Origin of the sequence: Kribbella sp. NPDC050241 (assembly GCF_044459685.1) — a bacterium.
Taxonomy (GTDB): domain Bacteria; phylum Actinomycetota; class Actinomycetes; order Propionibacteriales; family Kribbellaceae; genus Kribbella.
Window position 1 is genome coordinate 920,005 of sequence record NZ_JBITJE010000002.1, and the last position, 18,514, is coordinate 938,518.

The following is an 18,514-nucleotide window of genomic DNA, read 5'->3' on the forward strand; positions in this document are numbered from 1 at the left end:
GGATACGTACCGGCGCCGCCCGGCCCACCCGATTGGTGGCCACCGAACGCCGCCGAAGTGTTCACGATTTTAGTGACAATGTTGTTGGCAGTCAATCCGTGGTAACTCTCCGCGTCCTCGTGTTTGCGGCTTGGCGGAGTTGGTGGAGCACGACTGGGTCGAGCTTGCCGGGGACGAGCCGTTCTTCGTAGTTCTCCACGCTGGCCCAGATTTCGAGGGCGTCAGTCATGGTGTAGCCGAGCGTTTCGAGGAGGGTGGCTACTTCAGTGGCCAGGGCGCCTTCGAGGGGCAGGAGGCTTGCTGGGTCGGGTTTGCCGAAGTAGAGCTCGTGGAGATCCAGGAGACGGGCCAGTTCGTCGACCGGGGTCAGGTGGTCGTCGACTCGGAGGTCGATGGCCATGTCGAGCGCACCGCCGTACGCCGCTCCCTCGCGCCACACGCGCAGTGCTGCGCTTTGGCGGCCGCGGCGGTCACCGCCGGCCTGGTCGCCGGCCGTCAGCGCGGCGAGCAACCGTCGCTCGAACGGGTCTCCGGTGGTTGTCCGCCACGTCTCGGCCATGGCCGCCACCACCTGTGGGCCCGCGAGGATGTTGCCCTGGACCGCGAAGCCGTCGCCGGCCATGCCACCCGCCCAATCCAGGCACGAGTCGCCGGTGAACGTTGCTCCCCGCCCCTGGCTGTCGACCACGCCGACCTGACGGTGTTCACGCTCGTCGTCGCCGCCGGTCAACTGTGCGATCACCTGCTCAGCAGCGTTGCCCTCGGCAAGTAGCTCGAGCCCGTCCGGCCCGAACGAAAGCTCAGCCATCGCCTGCGTAGCAACCGCCCCGGCCCCGGCCCGCCCCCAAGGCACCACCGCCCCCACCGCCAGAAACTTCGACGCAACCGCAATCCCCCAAGACCCGGACCCCGAATCAAACCCCACAACCGAAAACGTCATCCCACTCCTCCACTCGCCGGTAGTCAGTCGCCCAACCTATGGTGCCGGTCATGGGAGTTTGGCGGCGGAGTGGAGGGCTAGGCCGTCTTGGGGGGCGATGTCGGCTCTGAACCAGCCTGCTGAGTCGACTGTGTACGTCGGTCCTGTGCACTGGCCCGCGGAAGAGTCGCCGTGGAAGACGTCGCAGTACACGCCGGCCGGCAGAAGGCTGAGGCCCATCGAACCATCCCCTTCCGACAAAGTCCGGACGGGCAGCGTGTCGGACCGATCCGCGACGCGGTCCACCCCGAACGCCTCGGGAGGCCTGGGGGACTGGACTGCGACGGCGGAGGGATCGGGATCATGCGAGTGCCCAAGCTCATCAAGGCACGCCAACGACGACGCCACGGACGGCATCGCCGCGGTCGGCCGGCGGCTCAGGGCCGCTGGCAGTTGGCGGGTGCGGGCGCTGCGGTGATCACTCTCGCTGCATTGGCGGCGGCGTCACTGCCGAGCAGTCCAATGACCGGTTCGTACGACGACACCGCCGCCGGGCTTGTGGACTCACCAGCGGCCGATCCGTTCATCGAGGACGAGACGCTGGCCGAGTTCGTCGCTCCGGAGCAGTTGGCGGCGGTACCCGTAGGGCCCGGTCGGGTGGCGAAACCTGTGCAGATGGTGCTCTCGGGTGCACCGGTGATCAAGACGCTCGGCGAGAGCGGGATCCCCGAGGTTGCCGTACGGGCGTACAAGCAGGCGGAAGCGCGGTTGGCAGCCAGTGATCCGGGCTGCGGAGTGCCGTGGACGCTGCTCGCCGCGATCGGTCGGGTGGAGTCCAACCATGGTCGGTTCGGCGGCGCCCAGCTTCGCGACGACGGCTCGGCGACCCGGCGGATCCGCGGGATCCCGCTGGACGGCCGGCCCAACGTCGCGGTGATCCGCGACAGCGACAACGGCGCGCTCGACGGCGACACCGTGTACGACCGCGCGGTCGGGCCGATGCAGTTCATCCCGTCGACGTGGCGCTCCGTGAACGCGGACGGCAACGGCGACGGTGTCGGCGACCCGAACAACATGTTCGACGCCGCGCTGGGCGCTGCGCAGTACCTCTGCACAGGTACGTCGAACCTCCGCGACCCGGCCGGGGCCGCGCAGGCCGTACGTCGCTACAACAACGCCGACTCGTATGTCCGCGTCGTACTCGAGCTTGCCCGGATGTACCAGTCCGGCCGCGTGGTCGGGCTGCCCTCGACCGGCGAACTGCTCCCGAACGAGCCCGTCGACCCGCCGGCTCTGCGACCTTGGCCGGCGGGTCCGTCGCCAGTGCTCCGACCTTGGCCCGCTGGCCCGTCGCCGGACGTCACGGCGCCCGCTGAGCCGTCTCCACCACGGACGACGGCTCCACTGCCGAAGCCGGCCGCGCCGGTGAAACCCGTCGTACCCGAACCGCCCACCACCTCGGAGCCTCCCGTCGCCCAACCACCGCGACCGGCAACCCGCCCGACCCCGGCCGCCCCTCAGCCGACGCAGACTCGCCCCTCCGAACCCAAGCCGTCAACCAGACCGTCCGCGCCGGACACGACGCGACCGTCCGCACCGAAGCCGACCGACCCCCAACCCTCCGAGCCCAAGCCGACTCAGCCATCCGATCCCGGTCCCTCGGAACCGAAGCCATCCGCTCCGAAGCCATCCGCTCCGAAGCCGTCCGAGCTGACGCCGTCGGAGTCCGACTCGCCAACCCCATCCGCCGAACCCACCCCGACGCATGAGCCGACCACGGCCGCAGTCGGCTGGGCCCCGGCAATGCGCCAGGTAGTCGGCCGAACCCTGACCCGACCCACCTGCGCCCAACCCGCTACACCCCGAACCACCACGCCCCCACCGGCTCAGCCCTCGAAGACCTGCCCCGACGACTCCGCGGCTCCTGTCGACAAGAACCGCGCCGACAAGACCCGTGGCGACAACAACCGGAGCGACAAGGCCCCGGGCGACCAGGCCCGAGGCGACAACGACCGGGACGACAAGGAACGGGACCGTTGCACATCGCAGAACGTGTGCAAGGCCCCGGGATCCCCACGCACGCCGGCCAGGTCCGCACGCTGACCGACCACGCTCCGGAGTGCACCGTCGTACAAGAGCTGGGCACGCAACGCCAAAGACTCGACCGGGCCGGTTGACGAGACTGCTGACATCAGTTCCGACAACCGTCTCGGGAGAGTCATGAACACGGGAAACCTCCGCCGGCTGACCATCGGTGCCGCCGCGCTGCTCGCCGTACCGGCGTTGCTCACGGCAACGGCCCCGGAGAGGTCGACGGCAACGCTGTGTACGCGCTGTGGACGCAGGGTCCAACCGCAAGCCCGTAGTCGAGTGGGACGGCGGCGACCGTGGGTGCGACTCAGCGCGGTTCGCAGTCGGCGCCATCTACATGAAGCTCTGCGGGAACACGAACCACGGCACCGGCGCAGACACCTGCACCGACTGGATCCGCGTCTGACACGTCGGGAGCCGCGGCTGGTGCCGAGCCGGGGGAGGGGCCGTCGGATGGTCAGTGGCGCTTCCGGCGGTCCGCCTTCGACTGCGCACGACGACGCTTACGCTCGTTGCGAGCGCGGTCTTCCTCAGCGTGACTGGGAGCGCTGCTCTTCGTAGCCGCGCTACTCCCGCGAGCCTTGACCTGCGCATTCCGGATCAGAACCACGACCACGCAGAGGATCGCCAGCCCGGCGAACATGAATACGTACCACATGCTGATCCCTCCCGCTTCCAGCCGATTCTCGGCGGCCTGACCGGTCCGCGCCTCATCCCTCACGGGTGACAGCCGGACCGGCATAGGGTCAGCCCGACGCGGCATTCATGACGGAGGATCGGCGGCAGAACGTGGACAAAGGCACCCGAAGTGAGCTCCTCAGCCACCTGGCCGAGGCGGTCGGATCCGTCGCGAACGCGCACCCGACGCGCGTCGCCGTCGACGGACCGCCGGCCGCCGGCAAGACCACGCTGGCCGACGAGCTGGCCGTCGTACTGAGCGCGCAGGGCCGCGAGGTCATCCGCGCGACGATCGAAGACTTCTTGACCCCGCGGTCACAACGCTATCGGCGCGGCGAGGACTCCGCCGAAGGCTGCTATCACGACAGCTTCAACTTCGACGCGCTGCACGGCGTACTGCTCGATCCGCTGGGCCCAGGCGGAGACCGACGGTTCCAGCAAGCGGTCTACAACAGGGTCACCGATACCCCAGTGTCCGAGCCGATCATGACTGCGCCCGCCGACGCCGTACTGCTCTTCGACGGCGTCTTCCTCATGCGCCCGGAACTGATCGACCGGTGGGACCTGCGCATCTTCGTGTCCGCCCCGTTCGAGAACACAATGGATCGCGCCCGGACCCGAGACCAGACCTCGTCCAGATCCGCCGCCGAGGTCGAGCGCCGCTATCGCAGCCGCTACATGCCGTCCCAGCAGTTCTACTTCGACACGGTCCGCCCGACCGACCACGCCGACATCGTCGTCCACAACGACGACCCCCACCGCCCAGCTTGGGAAGCGGGACGATGAAGGGTGCCTTCAGCAAAGGTGCGGCCAGGCTCCGGTAGAGCACCGGAGCCTGGCCGCGGGGGGACTATCGACCGAGCGGAACGGCCAGGTCGACGACCTGGAAGTCACGCGGGAACGACCCGAGCCGGGTCGCCTTGCCGGTGGTCAGCTCGACGTCGTACAGCCGCATGCGGTCGCCGGTGCTCAGTACTGCGAGCCCGCGGTTGCCGCCCTTCTGCGTGGAGATGTCGAACCCGGCCCACGGGCCGGCATCGACCGTGAGCTTGCCGGTCGGCGCGAGCAGTCCGGCGTTCGCGGGCGACTGGATCACGACCTGGTCCAGCATGGTGTCGATGTCGAACAGCGTCGTCGCGGTGTTCGGATCGAGGTCGTTGTTCGTGTACGCCGCGGCCGTCACCCCGGTCGCGGTGGTCGCCGGAGCAGGCGGCACACCCGGGTACGCCAGCGTCCCGTCGGTGGCCGTGATACCAGCCGCGGGCGCACCAGCAGGGTCGTCGATGTTGTGACGCAGATTCTGGCCAGTGTCACTGATCACCCGCAGCCGGTTCGCCGCCGGGTTGAAGTCGACCCCGAAGTTCTGCCCGTCCAACGCCACGCTGAGCTGCGACACCTTCGTCGTACGGCCGAAGGACGCCCCGGTGTTGATCGTGTAGATCCCACCGCGGTCCCCGACGCCGTACAACTTCCCGTCCTGAACCCGGAAGTCGATCCCCACCAGCCGCCGATCGTCCTTCAACCCCAGCACCCGCGCCGCATCGCGAATCCTGTCGGCCGAAGTACTACGGAACTTCACCAACCGCCCCTTGTCCGTCAGCCCGACCACATCAGAACTCTGGGAGAGACCCTTCGCTGCCACAGTCGTGGCCACGCTGTCGCCGGCCGTCGCCTGCGTCGCACCGCTGAGCACCAGGGCCGTAGCAGGCAACGCGATCGCAGCCAGCGTCGCGGCGACGATACGAGCACGTCGTCGTGGTTGATACATGCCGATTCACCTCTCGGTAGCGGCGCCGTCCACCTCTCGCGTCCGGTCGCCAGCAACACCACCGGTCGGGCCCAACTCCCGCGGCATCGCACCACCACTTCGGCACCAACAGCTAACCGGATGTGCCCAACCACCCCGCCATCCGATAACCGCCAACCCCAACAACCGCCGCCGCCGTGGTTGGCGTGACGCAAGGGCCTTCGAGGTGTGCTGAACCGGGGTGATTTGGGGGTCAGCGGTCCGGGAGGTTGAGGCGCTTCAGGCGTTCGTAGGCGCCGAGGATGTGTTTGTCGATTCCGTCCTGGGCGGCTTGCGGATCGCCCAGGGCCAAGGCGTCTCGTAGTTCCTTGTGCTCGCTGTACCCGACGTCGAGGAAGTCGGGGAAGCTCGCGTTGCGGGCGCGGAGGAAGACCGTCACCTGACCGCGGATGGACTCCCACACGCGCAGCACCCGGGTGTGGTCGCAGTAGGCGTAGATGATGTCGTGGAACTGGAGGTCCAGCCGTACGGCGTCCTCCGGGTCGATCTTGGTGTCGACGCTCTTCATCTGCTCCAGGACCGCATCCATCTCGGCGAATCCCTGACCCTGCATCCGCGTACACGCCCGGCTGACGGCCAGTCGCTCGATGGCGCCGCGGAGGGTGTGCACTTCCTCGACATCGGTCCTCGTCAAGGTGCTGACGAACGCGCCGCGGTGCCGCCGGAGCTCGACGTGGCCCTCTTCCTCGAGTCGGGCCAGCGCCTGCCGGATCGGCCCGCGGCTCACCTTGAGTGCCTCGGCCAGCTCGGTCTCCTTGAGGTGCTGTCCCGGCTGGAACCTGGCGCCGGTGATCATCTCCCGGAGTACGTCGGTCACCAGATCACCAAGAGCGCGCTGCGAAGGCAGCGAGGGCACGACGTCGTCGGACATCATGCCGACCACCTCCTCGAAGCAGTTACCGCCAGTATCCGAAGTAGGACGACTCTAACCCCTGTCCGGTCTCTCTGTAGATTGTAAACAGTAAGTCATTGACAGTAAATCAATCGCAAGAGCAGACTCGGAACCTCCACTCAGGCAAAGGCCGGCGCGAAGCCGGCCGACCGTGAGGCAGCCCGATCCCCCAGGGCAGAGAGGGTCACGACGATGACCACCGACACAGCGGTTCACACCGGACGCAAGTCACTCGGCCCGTTTCCGCCGGCCGCTCCCCGGAATCCCGATGCGCCGCACGTCACCACGGCGACGATCGACGTCGACGCCGCGGAGATCGAGGGTCCGCTGACGCGCATCTGGGAGAGCTTCGGGTACGACGAGTTCAACTGGACGTACACGCCGACCGGCAAGCGGCTGCTGCAGACCTTCGCCGACTTCTCCGGCGGCGGCTACTTCGTCCGGCCGCACTACATGTACTGCTCCGGCAGCGGCTTCGGGATCCCGCACTGGAGCAACGGCAACGTCTACCACGAAGACGCCGACGGCAATCCGTACTACGACTTCACGCTGCTGGACCAGGCGTACGACGCGATCGTCGGCGCCGGACATCACCTGCTGGTGGAACTCGGCTTCACCCCGCGCGATCTGCTGCCACCCGAGGCCGCTGAGCTGACCGTCGTACCGAGCCCTACGGCGTACACCAACTACGAGGCAGGCGCCTGGGGATATCCGCCCAAGGACTACGCCAAGTGGGCGGGCCTGATCAGCGCCACGGTTAGGCACTGCGTCGATCGGTACGGCGAGGCGGAGGTGAAGACCTGGCTCTGGGAGCTGTGGAACGAGCCGGACATCAGCTACTGGCGCGGCACTCTCGATCAGTACAACGAGCTGTACACCGCGACCGTCCAAGCGATCCGGGCCGTGCTGCCCGAGGCCAAGGTCGGCGGACCGGCTGTCACCAGCGGCGGACTCGAGTTTCTGCGGGGCTTCCTGGACTACACGTCGCGCCGTGCCGAGCCGCTGGACTTCATCGCCTATCACACCAAGGGCTGCCGCTTCCCGACCCGCGACTACCGGCCGTTCGCCGAACCCGCGGCCGAGCTGCTCAGCCCGTCGTCGACGAAGATGTTGTACGACCTGCGCGAGTTCAACCGGCTGATCGGTTCGTACGACGCGTACGCCGACCTGCCGGTGATCGTCGACGAGTGCGACGCAGCGGTGCCGGCGCACTTCGGACGCTACGACAACCGCAACTACAGCTTCCAGAACACCGAGTACTACCCGGTCTTCCAGGCGAAGCTGATGAAGAAGATCCTGGACCTGAACGCCACCGAGCCGGCCCAGGTCGCCTACGCGACCTCCTGGAGCTTCTACTTCGAGGCCGAACGCTACTTCGAAGGCACCCGGTCCTTCCTGACCGCGGGTGGCGTCGAGAAGCCGTTCCTCAACGCCTATCGGATGCTGTCATTGCTCGGTCCGGATCGGCTCCGCGCGACCTCGGACGCGGCCTGGCAGGTCGGCGAACTCGAGCACACCGACGGCAGCAGCATGCCCGAGGAAGTCGACGCCCTCGCCTCGCGTGCGGAGGACGGGAGCGTCGCCGTGCTGGTCTGGCGGCACATCGATGACCAATACCAGACCAGCGAGGACCTGACGCCGGTGAGCGTGACGGTACGCAACCTGCCGGCCGGGTCCTACCGGTTGCGGCATTTGCGCATCGACGCCGACCACAGCAATTCCTTCACCGTCTGGCAGCAGCTCGGCTCACCTCAGGACCCGACCGCCGAACAGCTGGCCACGATCACCGGCCGGCAGGGTCTCGAGGAGTTCGACGGCGAACGCCGCCTCACGGTGGACGGCGACGTGTCCCTGGAGGTCACACTTCCGTTGCCCTCGGCATCGTTGCTGATCCTCGAACCGAGCAGCTGACGGACGAGAGGGCAGACGATGGACCAGAACGTGATCACGCTGAACAACGGCGTACGGATCCCTCAGCGCGGCTTCGGCGTCTTCCAGGTCCCGCCGAGCGAGACCCAACGCGCGGTCGAGCAGGCGATCGAGACCGGATACCGGCACATCGACACGGCGGCGGCGTACAACAACGAGGCCGGTGTGGGGGCGGCCGTGCGGGCGAGCGGGCTTTCCCGCGAGGAGCTGTTCGTCACCACCAAGCTCCGCAACGGCGAGCACGGCTACGAGTCGGCACTGACGGCGTACGACGAAACTCTGCAGCGCCTCGGACTGGACTACGCCGACCTGTATCTCCTGCACTGGCCCAATCCGGCTGCCGATCTCTATGTCGACAGTTGGCGTGCTCTGGAGCGGATCCACACCGAGGGGCGGGTGCGGGCCATTGGTACGTCCAACTTCCTTTCCGAGCACCTGGACCGCTTGGCCAAGGAGGGCGAGATCGTTCCGGCGGTCAATCAGATCGAGCTGCACCCCACGTATCAGCAGCGCGAACTGACCGAGCTGTGCCGCGAGCGGTCGATCGCGGTCGAGGCGTACTCTCCGCTCGGCCAGGGCGGCGACCTCGATCATCCTGTACTGGCGTCGATCGCGAGCGATCACGAGGTGACTCCGGCCCACGTCGTACTGCGTTGGCATCTGCACCTCGGGCACATCGTCATCCCGAAGTCCGTCAATCCCGAGCGGATCCGCGCCAACTTCGAACTCGGCGGCTTCGAGCTGACCGACGCCGAGGTCGCGTCCGTCACCGCGCTGGAGAACGGCAACCGGCTCGGCAACGATCCGCGCACGTTCGCGATCAGCCAGATCAGGTAGCCCGACGATGACGAGCAGATCAATGCAACTCAGCAGGCGGCAGGACCGCCGATCGAGGTCCGGCACGGCAGCCGTCGACCGACCACGTCACGGCTGGCAGAAGACCACCTGGATCTGGATCTTCCTGCTGCCGACCGTGGTCCTGTACGGCATCTACACGATCTATCCGATCATCGCGAGCTACTGGTACTCGCTGGTCGAGTGGAACGGGTTCGACTCCGGCCAGAAGTTCGTCGGACTGAGCAACTACCGCGAGGTCTTCGCCGATCCGCTGTTCTGGAACTCGTTCAAGGTCACGCTGCTCTTCATGCTGCTGGTGGTGCCGGCGCGGGTCCTGCTCACGTTGCTGATGGCAATGATCCTCAACTCTCCGAAGCTGCCACTGATCGGCGTACTGCGATCGGCGTTCTTCATCCCGGTGGTGACCACGACCGCGATCATCGGCGTGGTGATGCGCTTCGTCCTGGACCCGGCCAGTGGTCCGGTCAGTTCCGTACTGGCCAAGCTCGGCTTCGGTGGCGTCGACTTCCTGGGTGACCAGCACCTGGCGCTGCCGGCGGCGGCCGTGTTGTACATCTGGAAGTTCTTCGGCGTGACGATGATCTACTGGCTCGCCGCGCTGCAGACCATCCCGTACGAGTTGTACGAGGCGGCCCGGATCGACGGCGCCGGCACCTGGCAGCTCTTCCGGCACATCACGCTGCCGATGCTCAAGCCGTTCCTGATCATCATCACCGTGCTGACGATCGAGGAGACCTTCCACAACTTCGACCTGATGTACACACTGACGTCGGGTGGGCCGTACTTCCACACCGAGATCATCGAGATCTACATCTACCGGTGGGCGTTCGCCGCCCCGATCCCGCAACTGGGGCACGCGTCCGCGGCCGCCGTGGTCTTCGGGCTGCTGGTCGCGATCGTCGGCGGCCTCCAGCTGTGGGCCCTCTACACCGGCCGTCGGCTGAGAGGTGACCAGCGATGACCGCTGAACTGACTGTCCAACGCTCGGACCGGCAACGACGCATTCTGTATCGACTGCCATGGTGGATCGCCGCGATCGTCCTGGTCGGCATCGCCCTGGTCTGGATCTTCCCGTTCCTGTGGATGCTGTCGGCATCGCTGAAGGACAGCATGGAGATGTTCTCCGGCGGCTTGAAGCTGTGGCCGGACAAGTTCGTCTGGGACAACTACGCGCGAGCCTGGAACGACGCGCACTTCGGCCGGTACCTGATCAACACCGTCCTGGTGACGGTGATTACCGTCGTGATCGTCACTGTCCGGTGCGCCCTGGCCGGCTACGTCCTGGCCCGCTACCGGTTCCGCGGATCCAAGCTCTTCCTGGGGATCCTGGTCGCGACGCTCTTCGTACCCACCGGCTACACGATCATCCCGGTGGTCAAGATCTCGATGCAGTTGCACCTGATCGACTCACTCAGCGGAATGATCCTGGCGCTCAGCGGTGGGGCGTACGTGTCCGCGATCTTGCTGTACTACGGCTATTTCCGGCAGATCCCCCGGGAGCTGGAGGAGGCCGCGCTCGTCGACGGCGCCGGCTTCGTCCGGACGTTCTTCTCGGTGATGCTGCCGCTGGCGATGCCGGTCACGGCGACGGTCGCAGTACTCACCTTCATCGCCACCTGGAACGCCTTCTTCCTGCCCTTGGTGTTCACCTTCAGCCGGCCCGATCTCCGGACGGTGAGCGTCGGCATGCAGGCGTTCGTCGGGGAGACCGCGACCGACTGGTCTGGTATGGCCGCGGCCGGCGTGATCTCGATCGTCCCGGTCGTGGTGCTCTTCATCTTCCTGCAGCGCTACTTCGTCGAGGGAATCTCCGGCGCAGTCAAGTCTTAGCTCTTAGCAACGCCCGAAGGAGTGGAACGATCATGACCGGAATGACACGTCGCAGTCTGCTCGGCGCATCGGTACTTGCCGTCGCCGGCGCCGCGGTGGGATGCAGCAGCTCGACCGACGAGGCCGGCGGCACGAGTGGCGGCGGTGCCACCGGAACGCTGGACTGGTGGGATCACTTCAGTTCGTTCAAGAAGCTCAATGACGACTGGGCGAAGAACCAGTCGTCGGCGCTGAAGACCAACGTCGCCCACACGTATTACGACGCATCCAAAGCGCCGCAGGCGTTCCAGTTGGCGCATCAGGCCAACAAGATGCCGGACATCTACTCCAACGTGGTCGGGCTGCCGTTGTCAGCACTGGTCAGTGGCAAGTGGGTGCACGAGGTGACCCTGCCGGCGGACGTCAAGTCGAAGCTGCCCAAGGACGCGTTCACCGAAGGCATCACCCAGTTGGACGGCAAGCTCTACGGGTTCCCGATGTTCAGCCACCGGCAGAGTTCGACGCTGGTGTGGGTGAACAAGGATCACTGGGGCAAGGCCGGGCTCGATCCGAACAACGTGCCCAAGGACTACGCGGCGTTCAAGGACGCCCTGGGGAAGCTGAAGGGGGCCGGGCTCCAGCCGCTGACGCTGGCGATCGGTGCCGACGGCGGGCGCATCCGTGACCAGATCGACGACATGGCGCAGACGGCGGGATTCCCCGGCTACCAGGGTCTGCAGTTCACCACCGGTGAGTACGCCTACCACCACGACGCCTACGTCACGGTGATCGAGTTCCTCAAGGAACTGAACGACGCCAAGCTGATCATGCCGGGCTCGAACAACTTCGGTGTCGTCGACGCCCGTACCCGCTTCGCCTCCGGCGCGGTCGGGACCTTCATCGACGGCATCTGGTGCGCCGGTGGATCGAAGGCACTGGCGCCGCCGATCGTCGACAAACTCGCCTCCGGATGGGTGCTGGCGCCGACGGCCGACGTGAAGCCCTTCTGCTACCGCGGCCGGCCCTCTTCGGGGTACTTCGTTTCCGCGGACAGCAAGAACCCCGATGCGGCCGGGAAGCTGCTCGCGTCCTTCATGACCGAGGACTACCAGAACGGGATGATCGAGGCGATGGATCAGCCGCCGCTGGATCTTGAGCTCGTGGCGTCGTCGAAGGCGATCGACGCGTACAAGAAGGGCGTCGAGTTCTGCAAGACGAACGTGTTCCTGATGCCGCAGGCGATCGTGAAGAACCCCGCCCAGGCCAAGGTGGACGCGCTTCGCAAGCCGGTCACCCCGCACGTCGGCAACATCGTCCAGGGCTACCTGGGCGGATCGATCAGCGACCTCAAGGCCGAGCTGAAGAAGCTGAGCGACGCCACGACCGCAGACCGGGCCCAGGCGCTCCAGAAGGCGAAGGCAGCCGGAGCCAAGGTCTCGGAGGACGACTACGCCTTCACCGACTGGAAGCCCGGACAGGACTACGAGGGAGCCAAATGAGCCGTACCGCAGTTGTGACCGGTGCCGCCTCTCCGCGCGGCATCGGCCGTGCCACAGCGGTGTTGCTCGCCGAACAGGGGTGGAACATCGGCATCCTCGACATCGAACCCGGCCACGCCCTGGCTCAGGAGATCACCGAGAAACACGACGTCAAGGCCCTCGCGGTGACCGCCGACGTCTCCGACGAAGCCCAGGTCCGTGCGGCGATCGACGAACTTGAAGCCTATTTGCCGCCGCTCGCAGCCCTGGCCAACATCGCCGGCGTCAGCTCCCCGGTCCCGTACCTCGAACTGACCTCCGACGAGTGGCACCGCGTCATCAACATCAACCTGAACGGCGTCCACTACGTCACCCGCCGGGTCGCCGAATCCATGGTCCGCCACAACTACGGCCGAATAGTCAGCGTCTCCTCCACCTCAGCCCAACGAGGCGGCGGCACCTACAGCAAAACCCCGTACTCCGTAGCCAAAGCCGGCGTAATAGGCCTAACCCGAGCCCTAGCCCGAGAACTAGGCCCGTATGGAATCACCGTCAACGCAGTAGCCCCCGGCCCCATAGACACCGACATCATGGGTGGCCCTCTAACCCCCGACCGCCGAGCCTCCCTAGTCAACGACCTAGTAGTCACCCGCCTAGGCCAACCCCAAGACGTAGCCACCGCAATAGCTTTCCTAATGTCCGAAGCCTCCGCCTACATAACCGGCCACACCCTAAACACCGACGGCGGCCTCTACATGCACTGACGTGTCGCGGTCTGCTCCGGTGGCTGAGCCAGAGATGAGAGCATGCACGTGCTGGCTGGCTTGTTTGAAACGCTGCTTGAATCCGGCCAGTGCTGCCGGGGCGGTGGCGCGACTGGTCTGCCGGGCTGTGCAGTTGCATCTTGAGTTGCTCGATCTGCGACACGGCTGTTCCTCCCGTGGTTGGACCGGCAGTTGACGCCGGCTGGATTGACAAGGTGCGTGGTGGCGCGGGAATGATGTGCCCGAGACGGGAGGACGGTCGGTCAGATGATTCGTCGTAAGAACGCTTTGCTAGATACGGCGCTCGCGTGTGTGGAGCGCTGCATTCCGGTGCGTGCGGCAACTATCGCGGGTGCGCCCGTTGGTGACTGGATCACCGACATCGACGTAGCCCGTGCGGCTTGGGACGCTGATGAGCCGCCGAACGTGGCGATCACGTCCTGTCCGGCGGTTGCAATCTGGCGTCTGCCGCGCATCGCGGGGGCGTATGGCAAGCGCCTCTATGAGCAGGAGCGGCCCGGCGTCTGGCCGCCAACCATGAAGCTGCCAGACGGCGGCTGGATCACCTGCACCCTCCAGCCGGCAGGCGATCTCGGGCCGCTGGCGTCCGGCGTCGAGTACGTCGTACCCGGCACGCTGGTGGTGATTCCGCCGTCGATCACGACGGATGGCGGGCTGCGCTGGGATGGGTCGAAGTTCCCGCTTCACCAGCTGCCGACCGCGGACGCAGTGCTGTCGAAGGTTCTGCGTGCGGAGCAGGAGTACGTCGAGCTGCACGGCCGGATCACCTGACGCTTCACCGACCGCGCAGCAGTGCAGGGCGCTCAGCTCTTCTGGCCAACGGCTAGGAACAGTGAGCTGGCTGCCACCAGTTCCGGCATCCGATCGGCCAGTCGCGAACACTCCAGCGCCGTGTCCAAGGGGTCATGCGCGGCCAGCTTGTCGGAGTAGGGCTGCGATTTGAAGTGGGCATCGATCAGGACCGTCAGCCAGCCGCCAGGCCCGGTGAGGCCGACGATGTTTACCGGGCGTATACCGGCGCTCGCCAGTTCGCTGCGCAGTTCGGTTTCGCGGTGGTAGTAGCAATGAGCCATCCGCTCGTTGTCGGTGCTGTGGCCAGTCTCGAGGATGTCGCGCACGATGCCATGGCGCGCCATCAGCGTGTTGGCAAGGGTTGAGCCGATGAGGTTGGCTGCTCGGTTGATCGCGACTGCGGCCAGGACGCCGCCCGGGCGGAGAACTCGCAGGGCCTCGCGCAGCGCTAGCGGCGGTCGCTGGGCTCGGGCAGGTGGTACAGCGGTCCGGCCATCAGGGCCGCGTCGAAGGATTCGTTGGGCCACGGCAGGCGGCGCGCGTCCCCGAGCTGAGCAGGAATGCCTGCGCCTGCAGCTTGGTCGATGTGGTGCTGCACTGGGTCGAGCAGTGTGACGTCGTACCCCTGGTCGCGCAGCCATGTGGCGTGGATGCCCGGGCCGCCGCCGATGTCGGCGATGCGAGCAGGTGCCGGTGGGAACCACTGCCGGAGGAAGTCGTGGAGCCTGGCCTGTTCCAGGCGACCCTTGACAGTTGAACTCAAACGGACAGCTTCGTCCCAGCGGCTTGCGTAGTGGGTCTCGATCGCGGGATCGACTCTTGGGTCATCGATCGGGATTACTGGCGTTTCCACTGCACTCCCATTGTCGAGGTGGAACAGCGGGCGGGCGTCCGCTCTGCAAGGCTGTGCGCCCGCCCGCTGGTCTGTGGTGGAGCCTTCGCCCTCGGGACCGAGGGCTCCGGGCCGATGTGCGAGGCCGCCGCCCAGAGCGACGACTACTACTTCGCGCCCGAGGTTGGATGCGAGTCTCGCCGGTTCGGGGATGGCGATACGGCCACGGCGGGCTCGGCGTACTCAGTCGGGATGCAGCGCAGCCGGCGGCCAGGCAATCCCGTGATGCGCAACTGGATCACGTTGGCGTACTCCTGAGCCAGCTCGGCTGGCGCGACGTGCTCCTCGATCAGGTGGTCGCCGAGCCACAGTTGCACACGCCAGACTGACGCGGTGGTCACTGCTCATCCGGGAGCGGCTCATTGCTGACCCGCAGACTCGGAAAGCGGCGTCGCATCGCCTCGGCATACCGATCGGCCTGCGATGCGCTGCCGCGGAAGTCTGCGATCGTGACTTCACCAAACCAGACCCGAACTCGACGCCTGTCGGCTTCGGCTTCAGTTGTCGTCATTCGCCGCGAACTTCACGTGCGATATCGCGCAGCATGAATGCGTACAGCACTGCCGCGATGATCGTTAGGATCAACACTCCAGGCCTCATGTAGCCTCACCCGATCCTTGCACTTGGCACTCTTCGTGCAGGGAAGCTTCCCGCCGATCGGACTGACTGAGCCATGAACTACATCGGCCGCTTGCCTGTCATCTGACTGCCATCCAAGGCCGGTGCGGCGCGTCACCATCCAAGGTGCGGACGACGCCTCAATGGCAGATCTGCCATTCGCCTGCCATCCGACGGACGTTGTGCTGCCGTCGACGCGCAGAGCCGCCCGTCAGGCCACCTTGCTGACGTACCGTGAAGGCGTGGCTACGGCGCAGTACAGAACGCTGCTCGAACAGCTTGTCCACGAAGGCCCGTGGACCGTCGATGAAACCTGCTCGGCGTTTGAAGTCAAGGCGCAGGAGATGCGGGAGTCTGCGACGCTTTCACCACGTCAGTTGGCGCGGTGGATGCGCGGCGATGTTGCTCAAGCTAGGCCAGTTGCGCGGCGTGTTGCCGAAGCGTTCTGGGGACACCGGTTCGAGGTCTTGCTCGGCGGACCGCAGGTACTGCGCGAGTCTGAGCGTCACAACGGACCGGCTGCGCCGAGCCAGTCCGTTGACGTCGAGTCCTTGGAGGCAGCGGCAGACATGGCCGCCCACGAGAGCTTTGAACACGCAGCCCGAATCGCCGGCTCCGTCGATTCCACAGACATTTCGTTGCTTCAGGAATCAGTCCTTGAACTGGCCCGCGACTACCAGAACCGGCCACCACTGCGACTTTTGACTGACGCGCGACACATCCGCAACGTCGCCTACCTGCTGCTCGACAAGACCAGGCGTCCAGAGCAGACCGCTCAACTTTACCAGGTCGCTGGGCAAGCCTGCGGCCTACTTTCGGTGGTGTCGTTCGACCTGGCGCGTTGGGATGCTGCCGAAGAACAGGCGCGCTCGGCACGGACCTATGCGGAGCTGATCGGTGACGCCAACCTGGAAGCCTGGGCACGCGGATCGCAGGCTCTCATCGCCAACTGGCGCGGGCAAAGTCGACGGGCGATCGACCTCATCGCCGCCAGCATCGGCATCGCACCAACTGGTGCATCGAGGGCCAGATTGCGAGCGATTGAAGCACGAGCGTGGGCGGAGCTGGGGCGTCCAGACAAGGTGACGGAAGCGCTGCGACTGGCCGATCTGGAAATGGAACAAGTTCGCGACGATGGGTTGTACGGCGCGGCAGGTGGCGAATTCGGATGGGGGCCGAGCCGGCACGCAGCCTGCGCCGGAACCGCTCTTCTCAAGGTCGGACGCGGCGAGACGGCCGTGACGCGGATCAGCGACGCCATTGGCTTGGTGGCGGAGGACCCATTCGGCGGGCTGGCGCCGGCACGTGTACAAATCGACCTCGCGACCGCCGAACTGCTGGTCGGTCGGATCGACGCGAGCGTCTCTGCGCTCGAAACGGTGTGGACGATTCCGGCTCCGAATCGGCGCCATGGTCTGACCGGCCGTATGGATCAGCTGGCCCGACAACTGACCGGCCGCGACTGGCGCGAGACGCCGCAAGCGGTCGAGCTGCGCGATCAGATCGAGGTCTTCAACGCCGAGGCGATCTCGCGTTTAGCGCTGCCGGGTGCGTGACGTCTGTTCGCTGCCCCACAGGGCGAGCAAATCGGCTTCCCGCTCTCGTGTCATTCCGAGCTGAGCTTGGCGAGGATGCTCGATCAGTCCGTCGCGGTCCAGCGCCAGCTTGAAGTCTCGCAGCGTCTCGGCCAGAGGACGACATACGAGGCCGGCTGTGGCTGCACGTCGGCCGTCGACCTTCCAGGTCCCTTCGGAGACGCGCCAAAGCGGGATCTCTGTCCACTGTCGGACGCCTTGCTCGATCAACCACTGAGGATCTACCCAGGTCGGTCGAGCACGGCATCCTGTCAGTTCCAGTGACATGTCGATGAGCTCGCCATACGTCGAGTGATCTTCCGGCGCGACGACGTTGTACGCGCCATCCATCTGGTGCTGGATCGCATCGAGTAGAAACGTTGAAACGTCGCGGACGTCGACGGGCTGGATCGGTTGTTCCGGCGGTGCCGGAAGCAGCCAGCGGCCCCCGTTGGCTGCTCGCTGCATCAGCTTGAGCCCGCGGCCGACGTACTCGCCGGGACCGAGGATGACGCCCGGGCGAATGATGAGGCTACGGGCAGCGCCAGCCACAGCGGCCACCTCACAGCCAGCCTTCAGCGTTCCGTACCGTTCGCCGATAGTCATGTCGGCGAGCTCGGGAGAATCCTCGGTGTAAGTGGCTGCGGACGGCCACAGCGGCGATGCCTCGTCAACTGTGATCGTCGGCCAATCTTGATACGCACTGACGGTTGAGACGAGCACGTATTGAGCGACGCTGTCGGCGAGTGCCCTCGCCGTACGTGCGACATCGATCGGCTCATACGCGCTCGTGTCGATCACAGCGTCCCAGGTGCCATCGCTGCTCAACCGACGGAGATCTGGTTCCTTCGTCCGGTCACCAATCACGTGCTCCACACCAGCCGGTGGCTGCCCGCTCCGGCCTCTCGTGAATGCTGTGACGTCCCATCCTCGGGCCATAGCGTCCACGGCGAGCGTCCTGCCCAGAAACCAACCACCACCGAGGATGAGGATCCGCATAGACCGATGTTGCCATGCCTGTAGCTCAGAAGTTGTTCCGACGCGTGCCGCACAGGATGTGCTCGCGTCGCGGCTGCGCTCGTTCCCAGACGTTGAGATTGCCTTTGCTTGTTGTGATTAGAGCCGGGCGGGCGCTCGATCTGGAGGTCTGGATGGGGAGGCAGTAGCTGCCGGTGGGACGTGGGGAAGATCTCGTCCCGGACTGTGCGTCCGGGTGCAAAGGGTGCGGACAAGTTCGAGGCACGCGGCTCAGCGGGTCTGCGGAGATCAGGGTGTCGGTGGCTGTTGAGTTGTTCTGGCTGAGACTAAGGAGCTTGGGAGCAGGAGGTATTGGCGCCGGCGCATCAGTTCCATCGGTATCAATACAGCAAGAACACCTCGTACTGCTGGTTG

At 66.0% G+C, this 18,514-nt stretch carries 18 protein-coding genes; 10 read left to right on the plus strand and 8 right to left on the minus strand.

Translation table 11 applies throughout. The features are described from left to right. Positions 1-91: 91 nt before the first annotated feature. Together ACIBG5_RS12285 and ACIBG5_RS12290 are read right to left on the minus strand one after the other, a co-directional pair. The gene (locus tag ACIBG5_RS12285) at positions 92-940 is read right to left on the minus strand and encodes a DUF1028 domain-containing protein (RefSeq protein ID WP_396391609.1); all 849 of its coding nucleotides are present in this window, start codon (positions 938-940) and stop codon (positions 92-94) included. Between the two features lie 48 nt (positions 941-988). Further along, positions 989-1,336, minus strand: a complete 348-nt coding sequence (locus ACIBG5_RS12290; protein WP_396391610.1) for an alpha amylase C-terminal domain-containing protein — start codon at positions 1,334-1,336, stop codon at positions 989-991. Here ACIBG5_RS12290 and ACIBG5_RS12295 point away from each other — a divergent pair. After that, complete coding sequence (locus ACIBG5_RS12295) at positions 1,283-3,022, plus strand: hypothetical protein (RefSeq protein WP_396392045.1); 1,740 nt, start codon at positions 1,283-1,285, stop codon at positions 3,020-3,022. The two genes, ACIBG5_RS12290 and ACIBG5_RS12295, sit on opposite strands and share 54 nt — an antisense overlap. Positions 3,023-3,775: 753 nt before the next feature. Further along, positions 3,776-4,474, plus strand: coding sequence for a cytidylate kinase family protein (locus ACIBG5_RS12300; protein ID WP_396391611.1), 699 nt, complete (start codon positions 3,776-3,778; stop codon positions 4,472-4,474). Between the two features lie 64 nt (positions 4,475-4,538). Here ACIBG5_RS12300 and ACIBG5_RS12305 read toward each other — a convergent pair whose 3' ends face one another. Together ACIBG5_RS12305 and ACIBG5_RS12310 are read right to left on the minus strand one after the other, a co-directional pair. Next, positions 4,539-5,456 carry a DUF4394 domain-containing protein gene (locus tag ACIBG5_RS12305; RefSeq protein ID WP_396391612.1) on the minus strand — a complete coding sequence of 306 codons (918 nt, stop codon included), beginning with the start codon at positions 5,454-5,456 and terminating at the stop codon, positions 4,539-4,541. A gap of 232 nt (positions 5,457-5,688) precedes the next feature. Then, a complete protein-coding gene (locus ACIBG5_RS12310; RefSeq protein ID WP_396391613.1) occupies positions 5,689-6,369 on the minus strand; it encodes a GntR family transcriptional regulator in 681 nt (226 codons plus the stop codon). 210 nt (positions 6,370-6,579) lie between these two features. Between ACIBG5_RS12310 and ACIBG5_RS12315 the strand changes: the two genes are divergently transcribed. The 7 genes from ACIBG5_RS12315 to ACIBG5_RS12345 all read left to right on the plus strand — a co-directional run bounded on the left by ACIBG5_RS12315 (position 6,580) and on the right by ACIBG5_RS12345 (position 14,017). Further along, positions 6,580-8,298, plus strand: coding sequence for a glycoside hydrolase (locus tag ACIBG5_RS12315; protein WP_396391614.1), 1,719 nt, complete (start codon positions 6,580-6,582; stop codon positions 8,296-8,298). An 18-nt stretch (positions 8,299-8,316) separates the two neighbouring features. Beyond that, positions 8,317-9,153, plus strand: a complete 837-nt coding sequence (locus ACIBG5_RS12320; RefSeq protein ID WP_396391615.1) for an aldo/keto reductase — start codon at positions 8,317-8,319, stop codon at positions 9,151-9,153. Positions 9,154-9,175: 22 nt separating this feature from the next. Next, on the plus strand, positions 9,176-10,135 hold the full coding sequence (locus ACIBG5_RS12325; RefSeq protein WP_396391616.1) for a carbohydrate ABC transporter permease: 960 nt from the start codon (positions 9,176-9,178) through the stop codon (positions 10,133-10,135). Further along, entirely contained in the window at positions 10,132-11,004 is an 873-nt protein-coding gene (locus tag ACIBG5_RS12330; protein WP_360454890.1) for a carbohydrate ABC transporter permease, read from the plus strand. Before ACIBG5_RS12325 ends, ACIBG5_RS12330 begins: the two co-directional genes overlap by 4 nt. A gap of 32 nt (positions 11,005-11,036) precedes the next feature. Continuing rightward, on the plus strand, positions 11,037-12,482 hold the full coding sequence (locus tag ACIBG5_RS12335) for an ABC transporter substrate-binding protein (protein ID WP_396391617.1): 1,446 nt from the start codon (positions 11,037-11,039) through the stop codon (positions 12,480-12,482). Beyond that, positions 12,479-13,225, plus strand: coding sequence for an SDR family NAD(P)-dependent oxidoreductase (locus ACIBG5_RS12340; protein ID WP_396391618.1), 747 nt, complete (start codon positions 12,479-12,481; stop codon positions 13,223-13,225). The genes ACIBG5_RS12335 and ACIBG5_RS12340 overlap by 4 nt, the downstream gene beginning before the upstream one ends. 267 nt (positions 13,226-13,492) lie before the next feature. Next, complete coding sequence (locus ACIBG5_RS12345) at positions 13,493-14,017, plus strand: hypothetical protein (protein ID WP_396391619.1); 525 nt, start codon at positions 13,493-13,495, stop codon at positions 14,015-14,017. Positions 14,018-14,049: 32 nt separating this feature from the next. Here the strand turns inward: ACIBG5_RS12345 and ACIBG5_RS12350 are convergent, their stop codons facing one another. The 3 genes from ACIBG5_RS12350 to ACIBG5_RS12360 form a co-directional block, all read right to left on the minus strand. Continuing rightward, entirely contained in the window at positions 14,050-14,364 is a 315-nt protein-coding gene (locus ACIBG5_RS12350; RefSeq protein WP_396391620.1) for a hypothetical protein, read from the minus strand. A gap of 122 nt (positions 14,365-14,486) precedes the next feature. Continuing rightward, a complete protein-coding gene (locus tag ACIBG5_RS12355) occupies positions 14,487-14,801 on the minus strand; it encodes a class I SAM-dependent methyltransferase (RefSeq protein WP_396391621.1) in 315 nt (104 codons plus the stop codon). Between the two features lie 236 nt (positions 14,802-15,037). Next, positions 15,038-15,271, minus strand: coding sequence for a hypothetical protein (locus ACIBG5_RS12360; protein ID WP_396391622.1), 234 nt, complete (start codon positions 15,269-15,271; stop codon positions 15,038-15,040). Positions 15,272-15,652: 381 nt separating this feature from the next. On the opposite strand from ACIBG5_RS12360, the gene ACIBG5_RS12365 reads away from it, so the two are divergent. Further along, complete coding sequence (locus ACIBG5_RS12365) at positions 15,653-17,104, plus strand: hypothetical protein (RefSeq protein ID WP_396391623.1); 1,452 nt, start codon at positions 15,653-15,655, stop codon at positions 17,102-17,104. Here the strand turns inward: ACIBG5_RS12365 and ACIBG5_RS12370 are convergent. Further along, complete coding sequence (locus tag ACIBG5_RS12370) at positions 17,084-18,121, minus strand: NAD-dependent epimerase/dehydratase family protein (RefSeq protein ID WP_396391624.1); 1,038 nt, start codon at positions 18,119-18,121, stop codon at positions 17,084-17,086. The two genes, ACIBG5_RS12365 and ACIBG5_RS12370, sit on opposite strands and share 21 nt — an antisense overlap. Positions 18,122-18,514: the final 393 nt, after the last annotated feature.

Bases quoted from the DNA above. Each gene is read 5' to 3' on its own strand.
- ACIBG5_RS12285 (WP_396391609.1), bottom strand. From the start codon at position 940: ATGACGTTTTCGGTTGTGGGGTTTGATTCGGGGTCCGGGTCTTGGGGG.
- ACIBG5_RS12295 (WP_396392045.1), top strand. From the start codon at position 1,283: ATGCGAGTGCCCAAGCTCATCAAGGCACGCCAACGACGACGCCACGGA.
- ACIBG5_RS12290 (WP_396391610.1), bottom strand. From the start codon at position 1,336: ATGCCGTCCGTGGCGTCGTCGTTGGCGTGCCTTGATGAGCTTGGGCAC.
- ACIBG5_RS12300 (WP_396391611.1), top strand. From the start codon at position 3,776: ATGACGGAGGATCGGCGGCAGAACGTGGACAAAGGCACCCGAAGTGAG.
- ACIBG5_RS12305 (WP_396391612.1), bottom strand. From the start codon at position 5,456: ATGTATCAACCACGACGACGTGCTCGTATCGTCGCCGCGACGCTGGCT.
- ACIBG5_RS12310 (WP_396391613.1), bottom strand. From the start codon at position 6,369: ATGATGTCCGACGACGTCGTGCCCTCGCTGCCTTCGCAGCGCGCTCTT.
- ACIBG5_RS12315 (WP_396391614.1), top strand. From the start codon at position 6,580: ATGACCACCGACACAGCGGTTCACACCGGACGCAAGTCACTCGGCCCG.
- ACIBG5_RS12320 (WP_396391615.1), top strand. From the start codon at position 8,317: ATGGACCAGAACGTGATCACGCTGAACAACGGCGTACGGATCCCTCAG.
- ACIBG5_RS12325 (WP_396391616.1), top strand. From the start codon at position 9,176: ATGCAACTCAGCAGGCGGCAGGACCGCCGATCGAGGTCCGGCACGGCA.
- ACIBG5_RS12330 (WP_360454890.1), top strand. From the start codon at position 10,132: ATGACCGCTGAACTGACTGTCCAACGCTCGGACCGGCAACGACGCATT.
- ACIBG5_RS12335 (WP_396391617.1), top strand. From the start codon at position 11,037: ATGACCGGAATGACACGTCGCAGTCTGCTCGGCGCATCGGTACTTGCC.
- ACIBG5_RS12340 (WP_396391618.1), top strand. From the start codon at position 12,479: ATGAGCCGTACCGCAGTTGTGACCGGTGCCGCCTCTCCGCGCGGCATC.
- ACIBG5_RS12345 (WP_396391619.1), top strand. From the start codon at position 13,493: ATGATTCGTCGTAAGAACGCTTTGCTAGATACGGCGCTCGCGTGTGTG.
- ACIBG5_RS12370 (WP_396391624.1), bottom strand. From the start codon at position 18,121: ATGCGGATCCTCATCCTCGGTGGTGGTTGGTTTCTGGGCAGGACGCTC.